Source organism: Paraburkholderia sp. RL17-337-BIB-A (genome assembly GCF_046025895.1).
In the GTDB taxonomy this organism is placed as follows: domain Bacteria; phylum Pseudomonadota; class Gammaproteobacteria; order Burkholderiales; family Burkholderiaceae; genus Paraburkholderia; species Paraburkholderia fungorum_C.
On the sequence record NZ_JARESY010000001.1, the window covers coordinates 3,326,560 to 3,344,898 of the forward strand.

The 18,339-nt window shown below is 63.3% G+C and carries 14 protein-coding genes and 1 pseudogene; 8 read left to right on the forward strand and 7 right to left on the reverse strand.

Annotated elements, in window-relative coordinates:
- Positions 1-296: 296 nt before the first annotated feature.
- The 3 genes and pseudogenes from P0D84_RS14950 to P0D84_RS14960 all read right to left on the reverse strand — a co-directional run.
- The gene (locus P0D84_RS14950; protein ID WP_408337550.1) at positions 297-1,220 is read right to left on the reverse strand and encodes a class I SAM-dependent methyltransferase; all 924 of its coding nucleotides are present in this window, start codon (positions 1,218-1,220) and stop codon (positions 297-299) included.
- Positions 1,217-1,690 (reverse strand): DNA-deoxyinosine glycosylase, encoded by a 474-nt coding sequence (locus P0D84_RS14955; protein ID WP_408337552.1) that lies wholly within the window; start codon positions 1,688-1,690, stop codon positions 1,217-1,219. Before P0D84_RS14955 ends, P0D84_RS14950 begins: the two co-directional genes overlap by 4 nt.
- 404 nt (positions 1,691-2,094) lie before the next feature.
- Positions 2,095-2,646, reverse strand: a pseudogene (locus P0D84_RS14960) (chorismate--pyruvate lyase family protein); the annotation flags it as partial.
- Between the two features lie 245 nt (positions 2,647-2,891).
- Here P0D84_RS14960 and P0D84_RS14965 point away from each other — a divergent pair.
- Positions 2,892-3,398, forward strand: coding sequence for an OmpA family protein (locus P0D84_RS14965; protein WP_408337554.1), 507 nt, complete (start codon positions 2,892-2,894; stop codon positions 3,396-3,398).
- A gap of 160 nt (positions 3,399-3,558) precedes the next feature.
- Here the strand turns inward: P0D84_RS14965 and P0D84_RS14970 are convergent, their stop codons facing one another.
- Positions 3,559-5,364 carry a hypothetical protein gene (locus P0D84_RS14970; protein WP_408337556.1) on the reverse strand — a complete coding sequence of 602 codons (1,806 nt, stop codon included), beginning with the start codon at positions 5,362-5,364 and terminating at the stop codon, positions 3,559-3,561.
- Positions 5,365-5,644: 280 nt separating this feature from the next.
- Here P0D84_RS14970 and P0D84_RS14975 point away from each other — a divergent pair, with 280 nt between their 5' ends.
- Positions 5,645-5,914, forward strand: coding sequence for a hypothetical protein (locus P0D84_RS14975; RefSeq protein ID WP_408337558.1), 270 nt, complete (start codon positions 5,645-5,647; stop codon positions 5,912-5,914).
- A gap of 172 nt (positions 5,915-6,086) precedes the next feature.
- Here the strand turns inward: P0D84_RS14975 and htpG are convergent, their stop codons facing one another.
- Positions 6,087-7,985 (reverse strand): molecular chaperone HtpG, encoded by a 1,899-nt coding sequence (htpG, locus tag P0D84_RS14980; RefSeq protein WP_408337560.1) that lies wholly within the window; start codon positions 7,983-7,985, stop codon positions 6,087-6,089.
- Between the two features lie 232 nt (positions 7,986-8,217).
- Positions 8,218-9,672 carry an aminotransferase-like domain-containing protein gene (locus tag P0D84_RS14985; protein ID WP_408337562.1) on the reverse strand — a complete coding sequence of 485 codons (1,455 nt, stop codon included), beginning with the start codon at positions 9,670-9,672 and terminating at the stop codon, positions 8,218-8,220.
- 278 nt (positions 9,673-9,950) lie between these two features.
- Between P0D84_RS14985 and P0D84_RS14990 the strand changes: the two genes are divergently transcribed.
- The 6 genes from P0D84_RS14990 (at position 9,951) to P0D84_RS15015 (ending at position 17,770) form a co-directional block, all read left to right on the forward strand.
- Entirely contained in the window at positions 9,951-10,640 is a 690-nt protein-coding gene (locus P0D84_RS14990; RefSeq protein WP_408337563.1) for a VOC family protein, read from the forward strand.
- Positions 10,641-10,715: 75 nt separating this feature from the next.
- Positions 10,716-11,912 (forward strand): aminotransferase-like domain-containing protein, encoded by a 1,197-nt coding sequence (locus P0D84_RS14995; protein WP_408337565.1) that lies wholly within the window; start codon positions 10,716-10,718, stop codon positions 11,910-11,912.
- 55 nt (positions 11,913-11,967) lie between these two features.
- Positions 11,968-12,432, forward strand: a complete 465-nt coding sequence (locus tag P0D84_RS15000; protein WP_408337567.1) for a RidA family protein — start codon at positions 11,968-11,970, stop codon at positions 12,430-12,432.
- Positions 12,433-12,612: 180 nt separating this feature from the next.
- Positions 12,613-13,521, forward strand: coding sequence for a PhzF family phenazine biosynthesis protein (locus P0D84_RS15005; RefSeq protein ID WP_408337569.1), 909 nt, complete (start codon positions 12,613-12,615; stop codon positions 13,519-13,521).
- Between the two features lie 472 nt (positions 13,522-13,993).
- A complete protein-coding gene (locus P0D84_RS15010; protein WP_408337571.1) occupies positions 13,994-16,348 on the forward strand; it encodes a bifunctional diguanylate cyclase/phosphodiesterase in 2,355 nt (784 codons plus the stop codon).
- Positions 16,349-16,561: 213 nt separating this feature from the next.
- Positions 16,562-17,770, forward strand: a complete 1,209-nt coding sequence (locus P0D84_RS15015; protein ID WP_408337573.1) for a chromate transporter — start codon at positions 16,562-16,564, stop codon at positions 17,768-17,770.
- A 93-nt stretch (positions 17,771-17,863) separates the two neighbouring features.
- On the opposite strand, the gene P0D84_RS15020 is transcribed toward P0D84_RS15015, so the two are convergent.
- Positions 17,864-18,322: a CopD family protein gene (locus tag P0D84_RS15020; protein ID WP_408337575.1), complete on the reverse strand. Its 459-nt coding sequence runs from the start codon at positions 18,320-18,322 to the stop codon at positions 17,864-17,866.
- Between the last annotated feature and the right edge of the window lie 17 nt (positions 18,323-18,339).

Sequence of the window (18,339 nt, forward strand, 5' to 3'; positions counted from 1 at the left end):
GGGACGACCCGAGGCGGGACGTGCTTTTGAGGCAGGCGGGCAGGTGCTTCGAGGGGGGCGGGACAGTGTGTCGCGCAGGGTGAAATGCTGGTGTGGCCGCAGGCGTCGGGCCGGGCAACCTATGCCTCGCTCGCCGATGAGCCCTCGTGTGCAATGTCGCCAGGCTGCGCGATGCGCGGTGGGTCGTGGCGTCGAGGACCGTCGCGTGGGCGCAACGGCGGCGGCCCTTTGGGTCTCGCCACAGTCCAGGTCTTGCCACAGTCGAACCGGCTTGCCCGGCCCGACCGTTTCACTCATCAGACCGAGAACGCGCTCCCGTTCTGCCCGGTCGATTCCTGCAGCCCCTTGATCCACTTGCGCGCCGGCAAGCCGAGTTCGGCTTCGATCAGCTTTGCACGCGCTTGCAGCGCCGCGAACGGCACGTCGAGCGCCGGGCCCGAAAAGGCGATCGCGATGCGGTTGCCGTCGTGCACTTCCGGCAGCGCGACCACGCGGCCGTCGAACGCTTCGTTCAGACGCTTCATGTTACGCACGAAGCTCGGATGATCGCCGAACAGGTTCACCGTCACCACGCCCGCGTCGGTCAAACATGCGCGCACCGCACGGTAGAAGCCGACGCTGTCAAGCACCGGGCCACGCGCGGTGGCATCGTAGACGTCGATCTGCAACGCGCCGATCGTGCCATGGTTGGCGCGGTCGTTGACGAAGTCCCATGCGTCCATTTCGTGCACGGTCAGCCGTGCGTCGTCGTGCGGCAGTTCGAACATCGTGCGGGCCGCAACCACCACAGCCGGATTCAACTCGACCGCCTCTACCTTTGCGCGCTTCAGGAAGCGATAGGCGAATTTGGTCAGCGCGGCTGCGCCGAGACCGAGCTGAACGATACGTTTGGGCGTTTCGATGAACAGCAGCCAGGCCATCATCTGCTGCGCGTATTCGAGCTCGATGTGATCCGGCTTACGCAGACGCATCGCGCCCTGCACCCATTCGGTGCCGAAATGCAGGAACCGCACGCCGCCCTCTTCCGAGAACGTGACCGGTGCGAAACGTGGCTTGCGCGGCGCTTCGATTTGCGGCGCGTCGTGCAGATCGTCGTCGCGCAGCGCGCTCTTTTTGTTGCGCGCGGCTTTCTGTTTGTTCAGCGTGTTGTCGCCCGCGTCAGCGTCTTTGTTGCGGAACGCCCGTGCTTCAGCCGAGGCGCGCTTGATCAATTTCGTCATGTAAGGATGTCGCGCCAGAGACGCAATTTTTGGTCGAACGAGAGCATAGCATTGGCCGGACTCGACGAAGGCAATACGAGGGTGACGTAGCCGGCCTCACTGATCACGGACGCGAAGCGGCCCGCTGTCTTGCCGTTGAAGCAGACTTTGGCGAGTTGCGGGGCGTGGGCGCGCAGCGATGCGAAATCGTTGGGGCTGGCGTTGCGGATCGCGGCGTCAAGACTGCCTTCGCGCTCGCAGGCGGCGAGCACGTCCCACACGCCGATGCCGTGCGCGAGTACGAGGCGCAAACGCTCTTCATAGGCGAGTTCGGGCAGCGGTTCGTCGAGCACGGCGCCGAGCAGCCGCCAGAATTGATTGCGCGGATGCGCGTAATACTGCGTCGCCACGAGCGAGGCCTCGCCCGGAAAGCTGCCGAGAATCAGCGTATGTGTATCCGCCGCGACGACGGGAGGAAAGCCGCGCAGCATCAGCGCTTCACCTTGCTGTCCGATGCCGGCGCGTGCCGGGATTCACGCGCAGCCTGCTCGTCATGATGGTTCGATGCCGGCGCGTGTCCGGAGTCACGCGCGCCACGCTCGTCATGATGATCCGATGCCGGTGCGTGCCCGGAGTCACGCGCGCCACGCTCGTCATGACGATCTGACGCCAGCGCGTGCCCGGATTCACGCTCGCCTCGCTCGTCATGATAGTCCGATGCCGGTGCGTGCCCGAATTCACGCGCGCCCCGCTCGGATTGATGTGCGGGCTCCGCACGCGGCGCACCATGGGCGCGCGACACCGTATGCTCGAGCGGCCGGCCATGTTCCCGCACATGAGTACGCTGCGGCGCTTGCGCGGACGCTAGGTGCGCAGACGGTGTCCGCGCCGAAGACGCCAGATGCGCCCACAGCGCCGGCAACATGCACTCGGTAACCATCAACGGCGCACCGTGGCGCTCGAACACCGAGCGCCGCGCGACCAGCGCATGCGGCGGCGTTGCGTCAATCTCCTGCACCGCCAATCGGTACAACGGATGACGCGCGGTCAACCTGCGGCTCACCAGCGACGACCGCGCGACGCTGCTATCGCTATACAGCAACTCGGCGAGCGGCCGCGTACGCAAGCGCCTCGTGGCCTGCCACACGCCGACGCTTGCGGCGAGCGGCGCGATGCTATGCGCCGCGACAAAGGGCACACCGTCCACCGACAACACCACTTCCCGAACCCACACCGGCGCGCGCGGCACGAGGCCGAGCGGAGCGTGCTCGTCGGCCCACGGCAGCGCGACAGCTTCGCGCGTCACACGCACAGCGACTTCGCCCAGCGTGCGCAGATGCGCGGTCAGCGATCCACCGCGGGTCAACCAGTCTTTCTGGGCGGCGCTGAAGCGGGGTAAGGGCGCGACGCGCCAGTGGGCGTCGGCGGCATCGAAACGGATAGGCATGGTGTCGGATTATAGCGGCGCAGCCGTCAGAGCATTGCCTAGCGCTCACCTATCTCCCCTTCAGGAAGTTCCATTGACAACTGTCTGAATGCTGACTCGCCTCAAACAGATTATCGATTTCAGAGTGTTCCGATTCTCCTGCGCCAGCGACGCGCGATACAACCTTCGTGCTTTACAAAGTCGGCGGCTCGCCTGAGATCGAAAAGGCGCGCCATTTGATCGGATAGAGAAGGAGAAGAAGAAACATGAGAACGTTCCTGGGCGCAACAGCATGCGCGATGTCAGTCCTGCTAATGGCGGGTTGCGCGGCACCGCTCAATCGCGATACGGAAACATCGCTGAACAAGGCGGTCGGCATCGAGGTGGCCCCCGTCGCCGGCGGGGTGTCGGTGAAGCTGCCGGAGGCGGCGCTGTTCGAATTCGGCAAATCCGAAGTACGCGGCGACGCGGCCATGGTGATCAACCGCTCCGCCGTGTTGCTCGAGCGCAGCAAGAAACCGATCGTGGTGGAGGGATACACCGACAACGTGGGCACGCTGGAATACAACCAGAAGCTCTCGGAGGACCGAGCTACCGCCGTGGGTTACGCGCTGGTCGCGCGCGGCGTGGCGCTGGAGCGGATCCGCACGAAGGGCAACGCGTATAACAGTCCGGTGGCAAGCAACGACACGGCTGAGGGTCGCGCACTGAACCGCCGCACCGAGATCCTCGTGCGTGGCGAAACGATGGATACGCTGATGGGTAAGAAGTAGGCGTTCGTCAGGCTCGTAACGCAAAACCGCCCGCGTCATGCGGGCGGTTTTGCATGTGCGTCTGCATGTGCTTCGGCGTGTGCATCTGCGTGTGCGTGTGCGTGTGCGTTCTTATAGGCTCGACCTTCCAGCTTCCGCGCGATTCGCCTAAGCAGAGTAGCTATCGCGCGCCAGCCATCGCCCGCAAACGGGCCGCCACGCGCTCCACAACCGGCTCCCACGCCCCCGGCCGCGGCTGCCTGAACAGATCGACCGAGTCGTACCACGGCTGCGCTTCCTCATTGCCCCAGCACCAGTGCGACACATGATCGAGCATCGCCATAACAGGACGCCCCAACGCGCCGCCCAGATGCAGCGGCGCGCTGTCGATGGTCACCACGGTATCGAGCGCGCTCACGTGCGCGGCCACGTCGTCGAAACCCGCCTGGTAGCGTGCCGTCAGATCGCTAACGCGATGGCCCTGCGCGGTCAAAGCCGCCACGTCGGCGTGACGGCCCGGGGTCAGCGGATGGAACACCACATTGGATACAGTGAGCATCGGCGCCAGCGCCGCAAGCGGAATTGAGCGCTTTGCGTCGCGCCGATGCGTCGGGCTGCCCGACCATACCAGGCCGACACGCAACACGGCGTCGCTGCCGCACGCGCTGACACGCTCGCGCCACGCGGCCACTTTGGCCGCGTCGGCATGCAGATATGGCGCGCCGCGCATCTGCTCAGGCGGCAAACCGAGAACGGATAGCACGCTCATCATCGACAGGCCATAGTCATAGTGCGGTTTGCCGGGCGCACCCGCTTCAATCGACACGCAATCCGCGTAATAGCGCGCAAACAGCGCCTGCAACGGGCGGCGCACTGCAAGCACCACGCGGCCGCCCTCAGCGCGCACACGCGCCGCCAATTCCGGCACGAAGCGCACCATCTGGATGTCGTCGCCGCTGCCCTGCTCGCTGTGCACGACGAGCGTCTTGCCGGCGAGCGGTTCGCCTCGCCAGCGGGGGCACAGCTGTGCCATCAACGTGACCACATTGTTCGACTCGCGGTCGTCGCGCGCCAATCGCGCCTCGAAATGCGGCCATCCGCTCGACCATGCGCCGCGCCGCAATTTCAGATCGGCCAGATCGACCGCCGCTTGCGTCGTCGACGGATCGCACACGAGCGCGGCATGCAGTGCCGCTTCGCTCTCGTCATAGCGAGCCTGTTCGGCGAGATACATGCCGATCGCGGCCAGCACGTCGGCATTACCGGGCGCGGCGGCATCGACGGCACGCATGGTCGCCTCGGCCGCCGCCGCGTCGTTGCATTGCCATTGCGCGTGGCTCAGTTGCCAGGCCATTTCCGCATCGGCGGGATTGCGCGACAGCATTTCGCGGCAAACGCGTTCGACCGCGGGCCAATCGCGACTCTCGCGCAAGGCGAGCACGAGTTGCAACGGCAGCGCGGGGTGGGTCGACGGATCGAGCGCATAGGCCCGCAACAATGCCTGGCGACGCTCGACTCGCGAACCCGCATCCGTTTGTGCTGCCAACGAAATCGCCAGCCACCACGGCGCGCGCGCGTCCTGCGGCACATGCTGCTCATACGCGCGCACCATGTGCGCCGCTGCCGAATGCGCGCCGCAATGATCGACCAACCAGACAATCCAGTCGATCGTCGCAGCCTGCGACTGGGCAACCACCGCCAGTTCGCTGTGGCGCTGCGCGGCCTCGGCATGGCCGAGTGCATCGGCGAAGAGCGCCAGCCGGGCATGACGCGCGCCACGTGTCACGGCCGGCGCTTGCGACGCGCTGTGATAGGCCTCTTCGAAGCGGCCCGCGCTCGCGCACAAGTCCGCGTGCAGCTGCGGCGTCATGCCTTGTGCCGCGAACTCGACAGCGCTTCGTGCGGCGGCATCGAAGCCTTGCTCGCGCAAGATGGACCACAACAGATGAACAGGATCGGCGGATTTCGCCAAGGCAGAGTCGGACATAGGAGATACGAGAAGTGAACGCAACGGCGGGTTGCGTGAATGCGTCATCGCAGAAATAAGACTCGGTGTTTCATTAGCTTAAAGATTGCAAATAATCCTCTAAACCTCCGAGTTTCGAACGCGCGAGCATAAGACAAATCGGCGCTTTTACATCTCATAAACCAATCTCAATTTATGGTTGTTGAAGAGTTTTATTTAGTTAACCATAATTAATTTTCAGGTGAATCTTTCTGGCAGGAAGCCTCGCCTGAATCGACAAAAACACATAGGAGTAAAGGGCTTGAATACTACGAACTCGAAAGAAACTTCAGACCGCATCGCCCATCTGGCTGCGGTCGTGTTGCGGCGCACGAGTGCTTCGCATCAGGAAAAAGAACTCGCCGGCTCGGCACTCGCACAGCATCACACGGCGAAGCAAACCAGTGCTGCCATCGGCAGTCTCGCGGCAAAGGTCCTGGCCGATCATCATTCCTGCATGGAGGCCAAGGAGCTAGCCGGTTCCGTGCTGTCGCAGGTGCGCCATCTGCATGGGCTGGCGCTGGTGCGCTAAAAGCGCTCCACCGCCTCCATTTAAACCGGTGCAAAACGCACCGGGAGCGCGAAAGCGATCGGCAAAAAAAAATGCGCTGCCAAGGCAGCGCATTTTTCATCTACAAGCGTCGAATCGACGCCGGTCCAAGCTCAACTCAAGCTCAGTTCAAGCTCAGTTCAAACTCGAAAACTCAACCCGCACGCGCCAACAACAACGCGTTCGTACGCTTCACGAAGCTGGCCGGATCTTCCAGCGCCCCACCTTCAGCGAGCAATGCCTGATCGAACAACAGATGGCACCAGTCGTCGAAATTCGCGCTATCCGCATGCAAGCCTTTCACCAGCGCATGCTCCGGATTCACTTCGAGAATCGGATGGAACGACGGCGCGTCCTGACCCGCCGCCTTCAGCATACGTTGCAGATAGCCGCTCATTTCGCCGTCGTCGGCGACGAGACAGGACGGCGAATCGGTCAAACGGAACGTCAGACGCACATCCTTGGCCTTGTCCTTCAGCGCTTCTTTCATCTTGTCGACGAGCGGTTTGAACTCTTCGCCGACCTTCTCCTGCGCCTGCTTTTCCTCGTCGTTCAGTGCGCCCAGATCGAGATCGCCGCGCGCCACACTTTGCAGCGGCTTGCCGTCGAACTCGTTCAGGAACGACAGCATCCATTCATCAACGCGGTCGGTCAGCAACAGCACTTCCACACCCTTCTTGCGGAACACCTCGAGGTGCGGGCTGTGGGTTGCGGCCTGCCAGGTATCGGCGGTCACGTAGTAGATTTTGGTCTGCTCAGGCTTCATGCGCGAAACGTAATCGGCGAGCGAAACCGTTTGCTCCGGCGTTTCCGTGTGCGTCGACGCAAACCGCACCAGCTTCGCAATACGCTCGCGATTGGCGAAGTCTTCGCCGATGCCTTCCTTCAGCACCTGGCCGAATTCCTTCCAGAAACCGGCGTACTTTTCCTTATCGGCTTCGTTGTCCGAATTTGCCAATTCTTCGAGCATCGACAGCGAGCGCTTGGTCACACCTTCACGGATCGCCTTCACATCGCGGCTTTCCTGGAGGATTTCACGCGACACGTTCAGCGGCAAATCAGCCGAATCGACCACCCCCTTCACGAAGCGCAGATACGCGGGCAGCAGTTGTTCGGCGTCGTCCATGATGAACACGCGCTTCACGTACAGCTTCAGGCCGCCGCGATGATCGCGGTTGAACATGTCGAACGGCGCATGCGTCGGCACATACAGCAGCTGCGTATATTCGCTGCGGCCTTCGACGCGGTTATGCGTCCACGTCAGCGGATCCTGATGATCGTGCGAGAGATGCTGGTAGAACTGCTTGTACTGCTCTTCGGTGATGTCGTTCTTCGAACGGGTCCACAGCGCGCTCGCCTGGTTGACGGTCTCGTCTTCGTCCTTCGTGACCATCTCGCTCTTTTCCGCGTCCCACTCTTCCTTCGCCATCAGGATGGGGAGCGCGACGTGATCCGAGTACTTCTGAATGATCGACTTCAGACGATGCGACGACAGCAGATCATCTTCATCGGCACGCAGATGCAGCGTGATGGTCGTGCCGCGCGCGGCGCGCTCGATCTGCTCGACCGCGAAATCGCCCTCGCCCGCGCTTTCCCAGCGCACGCCTTCCGAGGCCGGCAAGCCGGCACGGCGCGTTTCCACCGTGATCTTGTCCGCGACGATGAAGCCCGAGTAAAAGCCCACGCCGAACTGGCCGATCAGCGCCGCATCTTTCTGCTGGTCGCCGGAGAGCTTGCCGAAGAATTCCTTGGTGCCCGAGCGCGCGATGGTGCCGAGGTTGGCGATCGCTTCGTCGCGGCTCATGCCGATACCGTTGTCGTCGAGCGTGATGGTGCGCGCGGCCTTGTCGTACGACACGCGAATCCGCAGATTCGAATCGTTTTCGTACAACGCACTGTTTTCGATCGCTTCGAAGCGTAGCTTGTCGGCCGCGTCTGACGCGTTCGAAATGAGCTCGCGCAGAAAGATTTCCTTGTTGCTGTACAGCGAATGGATCATCAGGTTCAGAAGTTGTTTAACTTCTGCCTGAAAACTCATGGTTTCTTGTGCCATGGTCGGACTTCCTCTCTGTTACGAATGGGATTCAAGTCAGGTGCGACGCTGGGCCGCTGGCCACTTCAGCCGCTGCCGGCGCTTTTTTGCGCGCCAGCGGACTGGATCGCCGGGCCACCGGACGCTGCGTCGCCGGAGCGCCGGAGCTTCGGTCCGCCGTGCAGTCGTGCCGGTGCCGCCGGACGCCGTGCCGCCGGATTGTCCGCGTAAATTGGGGCGAGCCGGCGCGGTTTCAAGAGGCACGCCGCGCGACGCTGTCCAGATAGCGGCACAGGAACGTCGCCAGTTCAGGATCGCCGCAGTTGGCAATATTGAAGCGCATCCACGTGGTCGGCGATTGCTGCGGAGAAAACAGACTCCCGGGCGTCAGCAGAAAGCCATCTTCGTGGCCGGCGGCCGCGAGCGCGCTCGCATCGACACCGGTGTCGGCCCACAGGAACATGCCCGCCGTGGGCGTCAGGAACAGCTTCATGCCGGTCTTCTCGAGCATCCGCACGGATTTTTCGCGTACGCCGTCGAGCCGCGCGCGCAGCCGCTCGACATGCCGGCGATAGTGGCCCTCGGTGAGAATCTTGTAGAGCACGCGCTCGTTCAGTTCGGGGCTCGTCATGCCGACCAGCATTTTCTGATCGCTGACGGCTGTGGCCACTTCCGGTGCGCAGGCGATAAAACCCACGCGCAAATTCGGCGCGAGCGTCTTCGAAAAGCTGCCCAGGTAGATCACGCGCTTCAACTGGTCGAGACTCGCGAGCCGCGTGCCGGGATAGCTCGGCGGGCAGAGATCGCCGTAAATATCGTCTTCGACGACGATGAAATCGTAGGCCTCGGCGAGACGCAGAATGCGGAACGCCTGCGCGGCCGTGAGCGACGTGCCGGTAGGGTTTTGCAGCACCGAATTGATCACCAGCATTTTCGGCCGCCAGGTCTGCACCAACGATTCGAGCGCATCGAGGTCCGGCCCGTCCGGCGTATAGGGCATGCCGACCAGGCGCGCGCCCTGCGACGCAAAACGCCCGAACATCTGAAACCAGGCCGGATCGCCGACGATCACCGCATCGCCCGACTTCACATAGATGCGCGAAATCAGGTCGATCGCCTGCGTAATACCGGAGACCATCACGATCTGATCCGGCGAAGCGCCGATTTCCAGTTCCTCCAGCCGCGTCTGCAACTGCTGGCGCAGCGGCAAAAAGCCCTGCGGCGTGCCAATGCCGAGCATCTGCGCCCCACTTTGCCGGCCGAGCGTGCGCAGCGCGTTGGTGATCAGATCGCCGTCGAGCCAGCGCCCCGGCAGGTAGCCCAGACCCGGGCTGCGCTCGGGGCGCGCGCCCGTATGCAGCATATTGCGCAGCAGCCAGACGACGTCGATCGTGGCCGGCGCGGGCGCCGCCGCGGCGATTGTGCGGATCTCAGCCGTCGGCGCACCGACCAATCGTTCGCGCACATAGAAACCGGAACCCCGCCGCGACTCCAGGTAGCCTTGCGCGACCAGCCGCTCGTACGCCTCGACCACGGTGAAGCGCGATACGCCCTTGTCCAGCGCCAGCTTGCGAATCGACGGCATGCGCATGCCGGGACGGAAGACGCGCTCCTCGATGCGGCGGCGCGCCCACTGGACGAGCTGCTCGACCAGCGTCAGCGACGCCGTGTCGTGCGGGGCGGGAATCTGGGCAAGCGGGACGGACATGACGGGCTCCAACTGTACCGAACGGTATCGAGTCGATTGTACCGTTACTGTGCCGGTCGCCGCCGTTACATTGAAGGCTAAATTCAAGATAAGCAGCGGATGATGAAGCGGCCCGGGCGGTATGCACCGCACACGGCCAAGCTCGGGCAAGACCCGCCCAAACCCCATTCGTCTGGCCTGCCGACCCGGCAAACGGTTATGCTTACGACCCCGGCCACGCTGCTGCCGCACCCGGCGCGCGTTCCGGCCTACCGCAGAAACCGCTTTTCCGATCCGCCATGACTGCCCATTCGCTCCATCTCGATCATCTCGTGATTTCCGCCCGTACCCTCGACGAGGGCACGCAGTACGTCGCCGACACGCTCGGCGTCGCACCGGCAGGCGGCGGCGCGCATCCGCTGATGCGCACGCACAATCGCCTGCTGAATCTGTGGGGTAACGGGTATCTGGAGGTGATCGCAATCGATCCGCAGGCCGCCGAACCCGCGGATGGCGCCCCGCCCCGCGGTCGCCTGTTCGCCCTGGACGACCCGGCGACACGCGCACGGCTCGAAAAAGGGCCCTACCTGTCGCACTGGGTTGCCCGAGTCGAGCGGCCGAAGCGGCTCGATGTGTGGCAAACGCAGTATCCGCAGCGCATCCCACCGATCGTACCGATGACGCGCGGCGATTTCACGTGGAGCCTGTCAGTGCCTGACGACGGCGCTTTCCCTGCCTGGCAAGGCGCGGGCGACGGCGTGCTGCCGTCGCTGATCCAGTGGGACACGCCGCGCCATCCGTCGAGTGTCTTGCCTGAAACGGACATTGCGCTGAAAGCGTTGAAAGCCACGCATCCGCAAGCCGATACGATCGCGGCGCAATTGCACTGGCTGGGCGCCGCGCACCTGATCGCACTCGAGCCCACTACAGGCGCAGCGGCGCTCGTCGCCGAGTTTGAAACACCCGACGGTCTGCGGACCCTTAAATAAGCAGCGCGCGCGGGTCGCCGACTCGCGCGATAATTGAAGTTTTGACCGGTTCCAGAGATACCAGCAGAGGAGACCATGGACCAAAGCGACTTGAAAGCCCCCACGTGGCAACTGTCCGAACGCGCACTCAAGCTCACGAGCTCGGCGATCCGCGAGATCCTGAAGGTCACGGAACGGCCCGAAGTCATTTCGTTCGCGGGCGGCCTGCCCTCGCCGGCGACCTTCCCGGCCGAACGCATGCGCGAAGCGTCCGACCGCATTCTGCGCGACGCACCCGCCGCGGCTTTGCAATACAGCGCGACCGAAGGCTACCGGCCGCTGCGCGAATGGATCGCACATCGCTATTCGGTAAACGGCGCGCAGATTCGCCCGTCGCAGGTATTGATCACCACGGGCTCGCAGCAAGCGCTCGACCTGCTCGGCAAAGTACTGGTGTGCCCGGACAGTCCCGTACTGGTCGAAACGCCGACCTACCTCGGCGCATTGCAATCGTTCTCGATGTACGAACCGCGCTACGTGCAGGTGCCGACCGACGAGCAAGGCCTGATTCCCGAGGCGCTCACGCCCGAGCTGACGGCCGGCGCACGCCTGTTGTACACACAGCCGAATTTCCAGAATCCGACGGGGCGCCGCCTGCCGGTCGAACGCCGCCGCGCACTCGCCGCGTTTGCGAAGACCGCGCCGTTCCCGGTGATCGAAGACGATCCCTACGGCGCGCTCGACTACGCGGGTGAACCGCTGCCCACCATGCTGTCGATGGCGCCGGATCACATCGTCCACCTCGGCTCGTTCTCGAAAGTGCTGGCGCCGGGCCTGCGGGTCGGCTACATCATTGCGCCCGAGGAGCTGATCTTCAAGCTCGTGCAAGCCAAGCAAGCCACCGATCTGCACACGCCGAGCTTCACGCAACGCATCGTGTACGAGGTGATCAAGGACGGCTTCCTCGACACCCACGTGCCGACTATTCGCGAGCTGTACCGCGACCAATGCGCGGCGATGCTCGCCTCGCTCGAACACTACATGCCTGAAGGCGTAAGCTGGAACCGTCCGGAAGGCGGCATGTTCGTGTGGGTGAATCTGCCCGCGCAAATCGACAGCATGAAGCTGCTCGAAGAAGCCGTCGCGCAGAATGTCGCGTTCGTGCCGGGCGCCCCGTTCTTCGCCAACGAAGCCGAGCACAATACGCTGCGCCTGTCGTTCGTCACGGTGCCGCCGGCCAAGATCGACGAAGGCGTATCGCGTCTTGCGGCGCTGATCCGCGCGAAAGTCTAAGCGACCCCCGGCCGTCTCGCCGGGTTACCGAATTCCCTTACTGAAAGGACACACCATGGCTCAAACGAATGTGTACGACAAGCTCAAGGAATTGGGCATCGAACTGCCGGGCGCAGGGGCGCCAGCAGCCGCGTATGTGATGAGCGCGCAAAGCGGCAACACGGTGTACCTGTCGGGTCACATCGCGAAGAAGGACGGCAAGGTGTGGGCGGGCAAGCTAGGCGCCACGCTCACCACCGAAGAAGGCAAGCTCGCCGCACGCTCGATCGCGATCGACCTGCTCGCCACGCTGCACGCACATGTGGGCGATCTGAACCGCGTCACGCGCATCGTCAAGCTGATGAGCCTCGTCAACTCGACGCTTGAATTCACCGAGCAGCACCTGGTGACCAACGGCGCGTCGGAACTGATCGCGGACGTGTTCGGCGAGCGCGGCAAGCATGCGCGCTCGGCGTTCGGCGTGGCGCAGATTCCGCTTGGCGCATGCGTCGAAATCGAGTTGATCGCCGAAGTCGAATAACACACGCCCGCAGGTTCGGCCGCCGATTTCCCAGCGAGCCGTCCTGAAGGTACTGAACGCGTCGCGAGGTGTCTGTCACCTGCGGCGCGTTTTGCATTTGTGGCGAGTTGGCCCGTTCCTTTATCACCAGATAGAATTCGCGAACCCTACCCCTCTGCCGGCTTCGCCGGATCGCGCCCGATGTCCGCCACCAACGTTCGTTTCAAACAGGTCGACGTGTTTACGTCGGTCCCGTTCAAAGGCAATCCGCTCGCGGTCGTGTTCGACGCCGACGGACTCAGCGCCGATCAGATGCAGGCCATCGCGCACTGGACCAATCTGTCCGAAACCACCTTCCTGTTGAAACCGACCGACCCGGCCGCCGACTATCGCGTGCGTATCTTCACGACGCATGGCGAATTACCGTTCGCCGGTCATCCGACACTCGGCACCGCGCATGCGTTGCTTGAAAGTGGGTATCGACCGAAACAGCCCGGCAAGCTGATGCAGCAATGCGGCGTGGGTCTCGTTGAATTGCAGGCCCTGACTCAATCCGGCTCAGCCGGCGAGGCACAAGGCGGATGGGCTTTCGCCGCGCCGCCCGCGCGCGTCACGGCGCTTGCACAAGATCGGTACGCGGCACTGGCTACGGCTTTGCGTAGCGACGCGATCGATTTCAGCGCGACGCCCTGCGCGGTCGACAATGGTGCGCCATGGCTCGTGGTGCGCGTCAATTCAGCGCACGACTGCCTCGCGCTAGAACCCGATACCACCGCGCTCGCCGACCTCGTGCATTCAGTGGATACCCATGGTCTCGCCGTCTACGGCCCGCACGGCGCTGACGGTCCGGCCACCTTCGAGGTGCGCTGCCTGATGGCGGGTGGTCGCTTCGGCGTCGGCGAAGATCCGGTAACGGGCAGCGCGAACGCCGCGCTCGCGGGTCTCCTGAGCGCGCAGCAGTTGCGCCCCGGCTCGCACTACACGGCCCGCCAGGGCACCGTGCTGGGCCGCGCCGGCAACGTTTCGGTGCACTATGACGACGCAGCCGGCAAGACGTGGATCGGTGGGCCGTCAGTGACGATCGTCGACGGCTCGTTCCGCATGCCGTGAACGGCGCGGCGTGGCGCACCATGGCAGGCCAGTGAACACTAGTCTGCCGCTGAATGTCGCATGCGTTGCGCCCCTTTGGGCCGCCCTTGACCACAAAACGCCGCAGCGCCTGCACGATTAATGCGCCCCGCATGACGAGAGGCTGGCACACCTGAATTCCGGACCCCGATGAAATATTCGAAAACGACTGCCAGGCTGCAGCACCAAGACTGGCCGCGTCGCCTGCGAATTCAGCCGGCTGAGACGGTCTGTCGCGCCCGCGTATACCCGATGTGTGGACTCTTCCTTAATCCAGTGGCATTAAGTAATATCGAAACGTACCCGATGACCTGCGGATGGTCAGGCACGACGCCACGCTCCCTCCCCTGCGCAGCAGTTCCGGCACCTTGGTCACCATGCAGCCACCCATGAAATTAGCGCAGTCCTTACTCGCGCAGTTGCAACTGGCCGGTACCAGGGAACGGGCCGCCTGATGAGCCAGTTCCGCTTTTCCGACCTGCGCGAAACCAAACTCCGCCGCGATCCCGCTGTGTCGCGCCGTCGTGCCTTGCTCGTCATTCCCGCGCTCGGCGTGCTGGTGCTGATCCTGCTTTGGACCGTGATCTTCGCGCGTCTGTCGGTTGAGAAAGAAGCGACAAATCGTGAAGCAATGGCCTCTGCTGCGATTCTCTCCGCGGCGCTGGAGCAGCACACGGTCAAGGCGATTCACCAGGTTGACCAGATCACCCGCTTCGTCAAATACGAGTTTGAAAAAACGCCGAATCATTTCGATCTCGCCAGCACGGTCGAAAAAGGCGTGGTGCAAAGCGAGACGCTGGTGCAGGTGTCACTGATCGATGAACACGGCACGCTGATCGCGAACACGGCCGAACTCAATCCCAAACACATCGACCTGTCGGACCGCGAACACTTCAAGGTCCACGAGCATGAAAACGACGACCAGTTGTTTATCAGCAAGCCGGTGCTAGGCCGCATATCCGGCCATTGGACCTTGCAGATGACTCGGCGTCTGAATCATCCGGACGGCTCGTTCGCGGGCGTCGTGGTGGTCTCCGAAGACCCGAGCTATTTCACCAGCGACTTCTACAACAATGCGGCCATCGGCCGTGAAGGCGTGATCGCGGTGATCTCGGACAACGGCACGGTGCTGGCGCGCCGCACCGGCAGCACCGACAGCGCCAACGGCACATTCTCGGCAAGCGGTTCGTACCCGACCTCGGAGCATGTGTCAGGCACCTACGTCGATTCGATCGACAACGTCACGCGCATCGTCTCGTACCGGCATATCGACGGCTATCCGCTCGGCGTGCTGGTGGGTCTGTCGCAAGCCGAAGAATTCGCCGACTACAACCACACGCGTAACGTTTACCTGCTCATGGCGGGCTTCATCTCGCTCGCCATGCTGAGCTTCTTCGCGGTCGCCACCGGTTTGATCGGCAAGCTGCTCGGGCGCGAGCGCGAGATGACGCATCTGGTCGAGTACGATCTGCTGACCGGCTTGCGCAATCGCTATGCGACGCTGCAAACACTGCGGCACGACGTCGCGCAGTCGGCCAATCTCGGGCGTCTCGCGATTCTCTTCATCGACCTCGACAACTTCAAGACCGTCAACGACACGCTAGGCCACAACGCCGGCGACATCGTGTTGCAAATGACGGCCTCGCGTCTTGCCACCGCGGTTGGCGACGGCGGCACGTTGAGCCGCATCGGCGGCGATGAGTTCGTCGTGGTGATCAAGGGCGAGGACGTCGAGAAACGCGCCGTCACACTCGCCGAAGCGGCGGCCGAAGCGTTCGCCAAGCCCTTCGAAGTGCGCGGCAGTTCATTCGTGCTGCATGCGAGCATCGGCATCGCGCTCTACTCGGTCGCCAACGAGAGCGAGATCGACCTGCTGAAAAAAGCCGACCTCGCGATGTACAGCGCGAAGGACGCGGGCAAGAACTGCTATCAGTTCTTTTCGCCGCAGTTGTCGCACCGCGCTGACCATTTGATGAAATGGGAACAGGAGTTGCGCGTCGCGCTCGCCGAGGGGCAACTGTTCCTCACCTATCAGCCGAAGATCGATCTGACGCGCCGCTGCATCACCGGTTTCGAAGCACTGGTGCGCTGGAATCATCCGCAACACGGCTTGATTCCGGCTAACGAATTCATTCCGGTCGCCGAATCGACCGGCCTGATCGTGCCGATCGGCGACTTCGTGATCGAGACCGCCTGCCGTCAACTGGCGTTGTGGCAGCAACAGGGCTACGACACGTTGTCGCTCGCGGTGAACATCTCCGCGGTGCAGTTCTGGCGTGGCGATCTGTACGAGACCATCTCGCACGCGATCGAAGAAAGCGGCATCTCCGCGCGCCGCCTCGAACTCGAAATCACCGAGACGGCGATGATGGAATATCCCGAACTCGTCTCGGAGAAGATCTTCGCGTTGAAACGCCTCGGCGTGCGCATCGCGCTCGACGACTTCGGCACAGGCTATTCGTCGCTCTCTTACCTGAACCGCTTCTCGGTCGACACGCTGAAGGTGGACCGTTCGTTCATTCAGGCGATTCCGGGCGACCGGAGTGTGTGCGTGATGGTCACCGCGATCGTCAATCTGGCGCGCTCGCTCGGGCTTACGGTGGTGGTCGAAGGCACCGAGACCGAAGAGCAGATTGCGTGGCTCGCCGCGCTCGGCCATATCGAAGCGCAAGGGTTCCTGTTCTCGCGTCCGGTGCCGGTGGACGCGATTCCGGCGCTCCTCGAGCGCTTCGGCGTATGCGGCACGAAGGGGCACCATCCCGCGCACCTCGCCGACAGCACCACTAGCGTGTCGAGCACCAATAGCTGAACCCGGGGTCGACGGGGGCGCGTATGGGCCTGTGCCACGTGCAAGCGCACTAGCCTCTATAAGCGGCGCCTCCGCCATATCTAACTGCAGCATCACAAAACCGGCTACATTCACGCTGTACTGCGATACGGCGCGCGGCCGGCTGCCAGCCGCGCCAACCCACACCGATGATCCCAGAGGGCGGGCCGCCCGCGTGGCGGAGCCCGCGGCGCCATGCAGACGATCACGAGCCAGAATGCCGCCAGACGAGGAGTACGGGAGCCGCTATGGACGCTGTTCCGGGTCGTGTTCGGCCTGTCGGCGCTGTCATGGGGCGGCCTCGCGCTGATGGCGCAACTCGAAAACCACTACGTGGAACGCGAGGAACGGCTCTCGCGCGTGGCCTTTGCCGATCTGATCGCGCTTGCCTGGATGGTGCCCGGACCGGTGGGCTGCAATGTCGCCGTGCAACTCGGGCATGCGCTGCGCGGACGCGCCGGCGCCTGGGTGGCGGGCATTGCAAGCGTGCTGCCCTTTTTCATGCTGATGACGCTGTTCGCGATCTTCTATCGCACGCCACTCGTACGCGCCGCCGCTTCTCAAACATTGCTCAATCACTTCAGCGTGGTGCTGGCCACGCTGATCGCGATCACCTGGTACAAACAGACGCGCGCGCTGGTGCGCGGCAAACTCGAATGGATCGCGGCGGTGCTCGGTTGCGTGGCGCTCTTCTATGCGCGCAGTCCGGCGGCATACGTGGTGATGCTTGGCGCGGCATTCGGCGCCGGATGGCTGGTCAGCCCGGTTCGCAATACACGCATCGTCGTGTCGATCGGGCGCGGCGACTGGCACATGCTGTCCGCGCTGTGCGGGTTGCTGGTGTTGTTCGCGCTGCCGCTGCCGCATCGCTATGAACTGGCGCTGCTATGGCCGCGGCTGGCCGGTGCGGGCATGACGTTGTTCGGTGGCGGTTTCTCGGCGTTGCCGGTGCTCAAGACGCTGTTTGTGACGCCCGCGATCGGCGTGTCCGATAACGATTTCACCTTGGCGTTTTCGCTTTCTCCACTGTCACCGGGACCGCTGTTGAATGTGGTGCCGTTCTTCGGCTACCTGGTGGATGGCTGGACAGGCGCGTTGATTGCTACGCTCGCGCTGTTTGTGCCGTCGGGTTGCCTCGTGGTACTGGCGCAGCGGCATCTGCATCAGTTGAAGGCCAATCCGCGTTTCGAGCACGGCATGCGGATCTTGCGCGCGGTCACTACCGCCTTTCTTGCGGTGGCGGTGTTGCGCATCGCCGCGCATGTGCCGTTCAAACCAGTCTATCTGGTGACCGCGTTGTTCTCCGCGATGTGCTTCGCGAAGCTCAAGGTACCGGTGTATGCGGTGTACGGGACCGTAGCGGTCGTGTGTGGGTTGTGGCTTGCCTACGGCGCGATGCCGTAGGCGGCAGGGGTCCGCGCTTGATAGCGCGGGTTTCATATGCGCTCAGCGTTTTCAGCGCGCTTCAGCCTTTCAACGCCGCTAAAAAGCCAGCTTTCAGAATCCGCGCGACAGCACGGCGACACCGATCGTCACCACGCCCAGCACGATATTCACCAGCACCAGGCGCCGGATCGTGCCGACTGCCTGCGCGCCGTCCGGCCACTTCTGCGCCTGGACCGCACGGCGAATGCGCGGGAACACGGCAAAGCGAATGTGCCCGAAGATCAGCATCATCACGATGCCGAGGCCGGCCATGGCGTGCAACGGCCAGGTGGCGTGCCCGCCGCCGAATTGCATCAGCAGGAAGCCACCGGTGAGAAGAATGACGAGCACAGCGGCGGCGACCCAATTGAAGAAACGGCCGAACACCGATTCCCACAAAGGCAAACGCAGTTGCGGCGAAAGATCGGCAATGGCCGGCCGCAGACAGAAATGCGCGAATATCATCCCACCCACCCACACCGCGACTGCGAGCAGATGTAGAAACAGCGCGAGTTCGATAGCCTTGTTCATATTTGTTTTTCCTCTCG

What these genes read in the sequence shown, in the direction of transcription:
- P0D84_RS14950 (WP_408337550.1), bottom strand. Translation starts at nt 1,220, where the DNA reads ATGACGAAATTGATCAAGCGCGCCTCGGCTGAAGCACGGGCGTTCCGC.
- P0D84_RS14955 (WP_408337552.1), bottom strand. Translation starts at nt 1,690, where the DNA reads ATGCTGCGCGGCTTTCCTCCCGTCGTCGCGGCGGATACACATACGCTG.
- P0D84_RS14965 (WP_408337554.1), top strand. Translation starts at nt 2,892, where the DNA reads ATGAGAACGTTCCTGGGCGCAACAGCATGCGCGATGTCAGTCCTGCTA.
- P0D84_RS14970 (WP_408337556.1), bottom strand. Translation starts at nt 5,364, where the DNA reads ATGTCCGACTCTGCCTTGGCGAAATCCGCCGATCCTGTTCATCTGTTG.
- htpG (WP_408337560.1), bottom strand. Translation starts at nt 7,985, where the DNA reads ATGGCACAAGAAACCATGAGTTTTCAGGCAGAAGTTAAACAACTTCTG.
- P0D84_RS14985 (WP_408337562.1), bottom strand. Translation starts at nt 9,672, where the DNA reads ATGTCCGTCCCGCTTGCCCAGATTCCCGCCCCGCACGACACGGCGTCG.
- P0D84_RS14990 (WP_408337563.1), top strand. Translation starts at nt 9,951, where the DNA reads ATGACTGCCCATTCGCTCCATCTCGATCATCTCGTGATTTCCGCCCGT.
- P0D84_RS14995 (WP_408337565.1), top strand. Translation starts at nt 10,716, where the DNA reads ATGGACCAAAGCGACTTGAAAGCCCCCACGTGGCAACTGTCCGAACGC.
- P0D84_RS15000 (WP_408337567.1), top strand. Translation starts at nt 11,968, where the DNA reads ATGGCTCAAACGAATGTGTACGACAAGCTCAAGGAATTGGGCATCGAA.
- P0D84_RS15005 (WP_408337569.1), top strand. Translation starts at nt 12,613, where the DNA reads ATGTCCGCCACCAACGTTCGTTTCAAACAGGTCGACGTGTTTACGTCG.
- P0D84_RS15010 (WP_408337571.1), top strand. Translation starts at nt 13,994, where the DNA reads ATGAGCCAGTTCCGCTTTTCCGACCTGCGCGAAACCAAACTCCGCCGC.
- P0D84_RS15015 (WP_408337573.1), top strand. Translation starts at nt 16,562, where the DNA reads ATGCAGACGATCACGAGCCAGAATGCCGCCAGACGAGGAGTACGGGAG.
- P0D84_RS15020 (WP_408337575.1), bottom strand. Translation starts at nt 18,322, where the DNA reads ATGAACAAGGCTATCGAACTCGCGCTGTTTCTACATCTGCTCGCAGTC.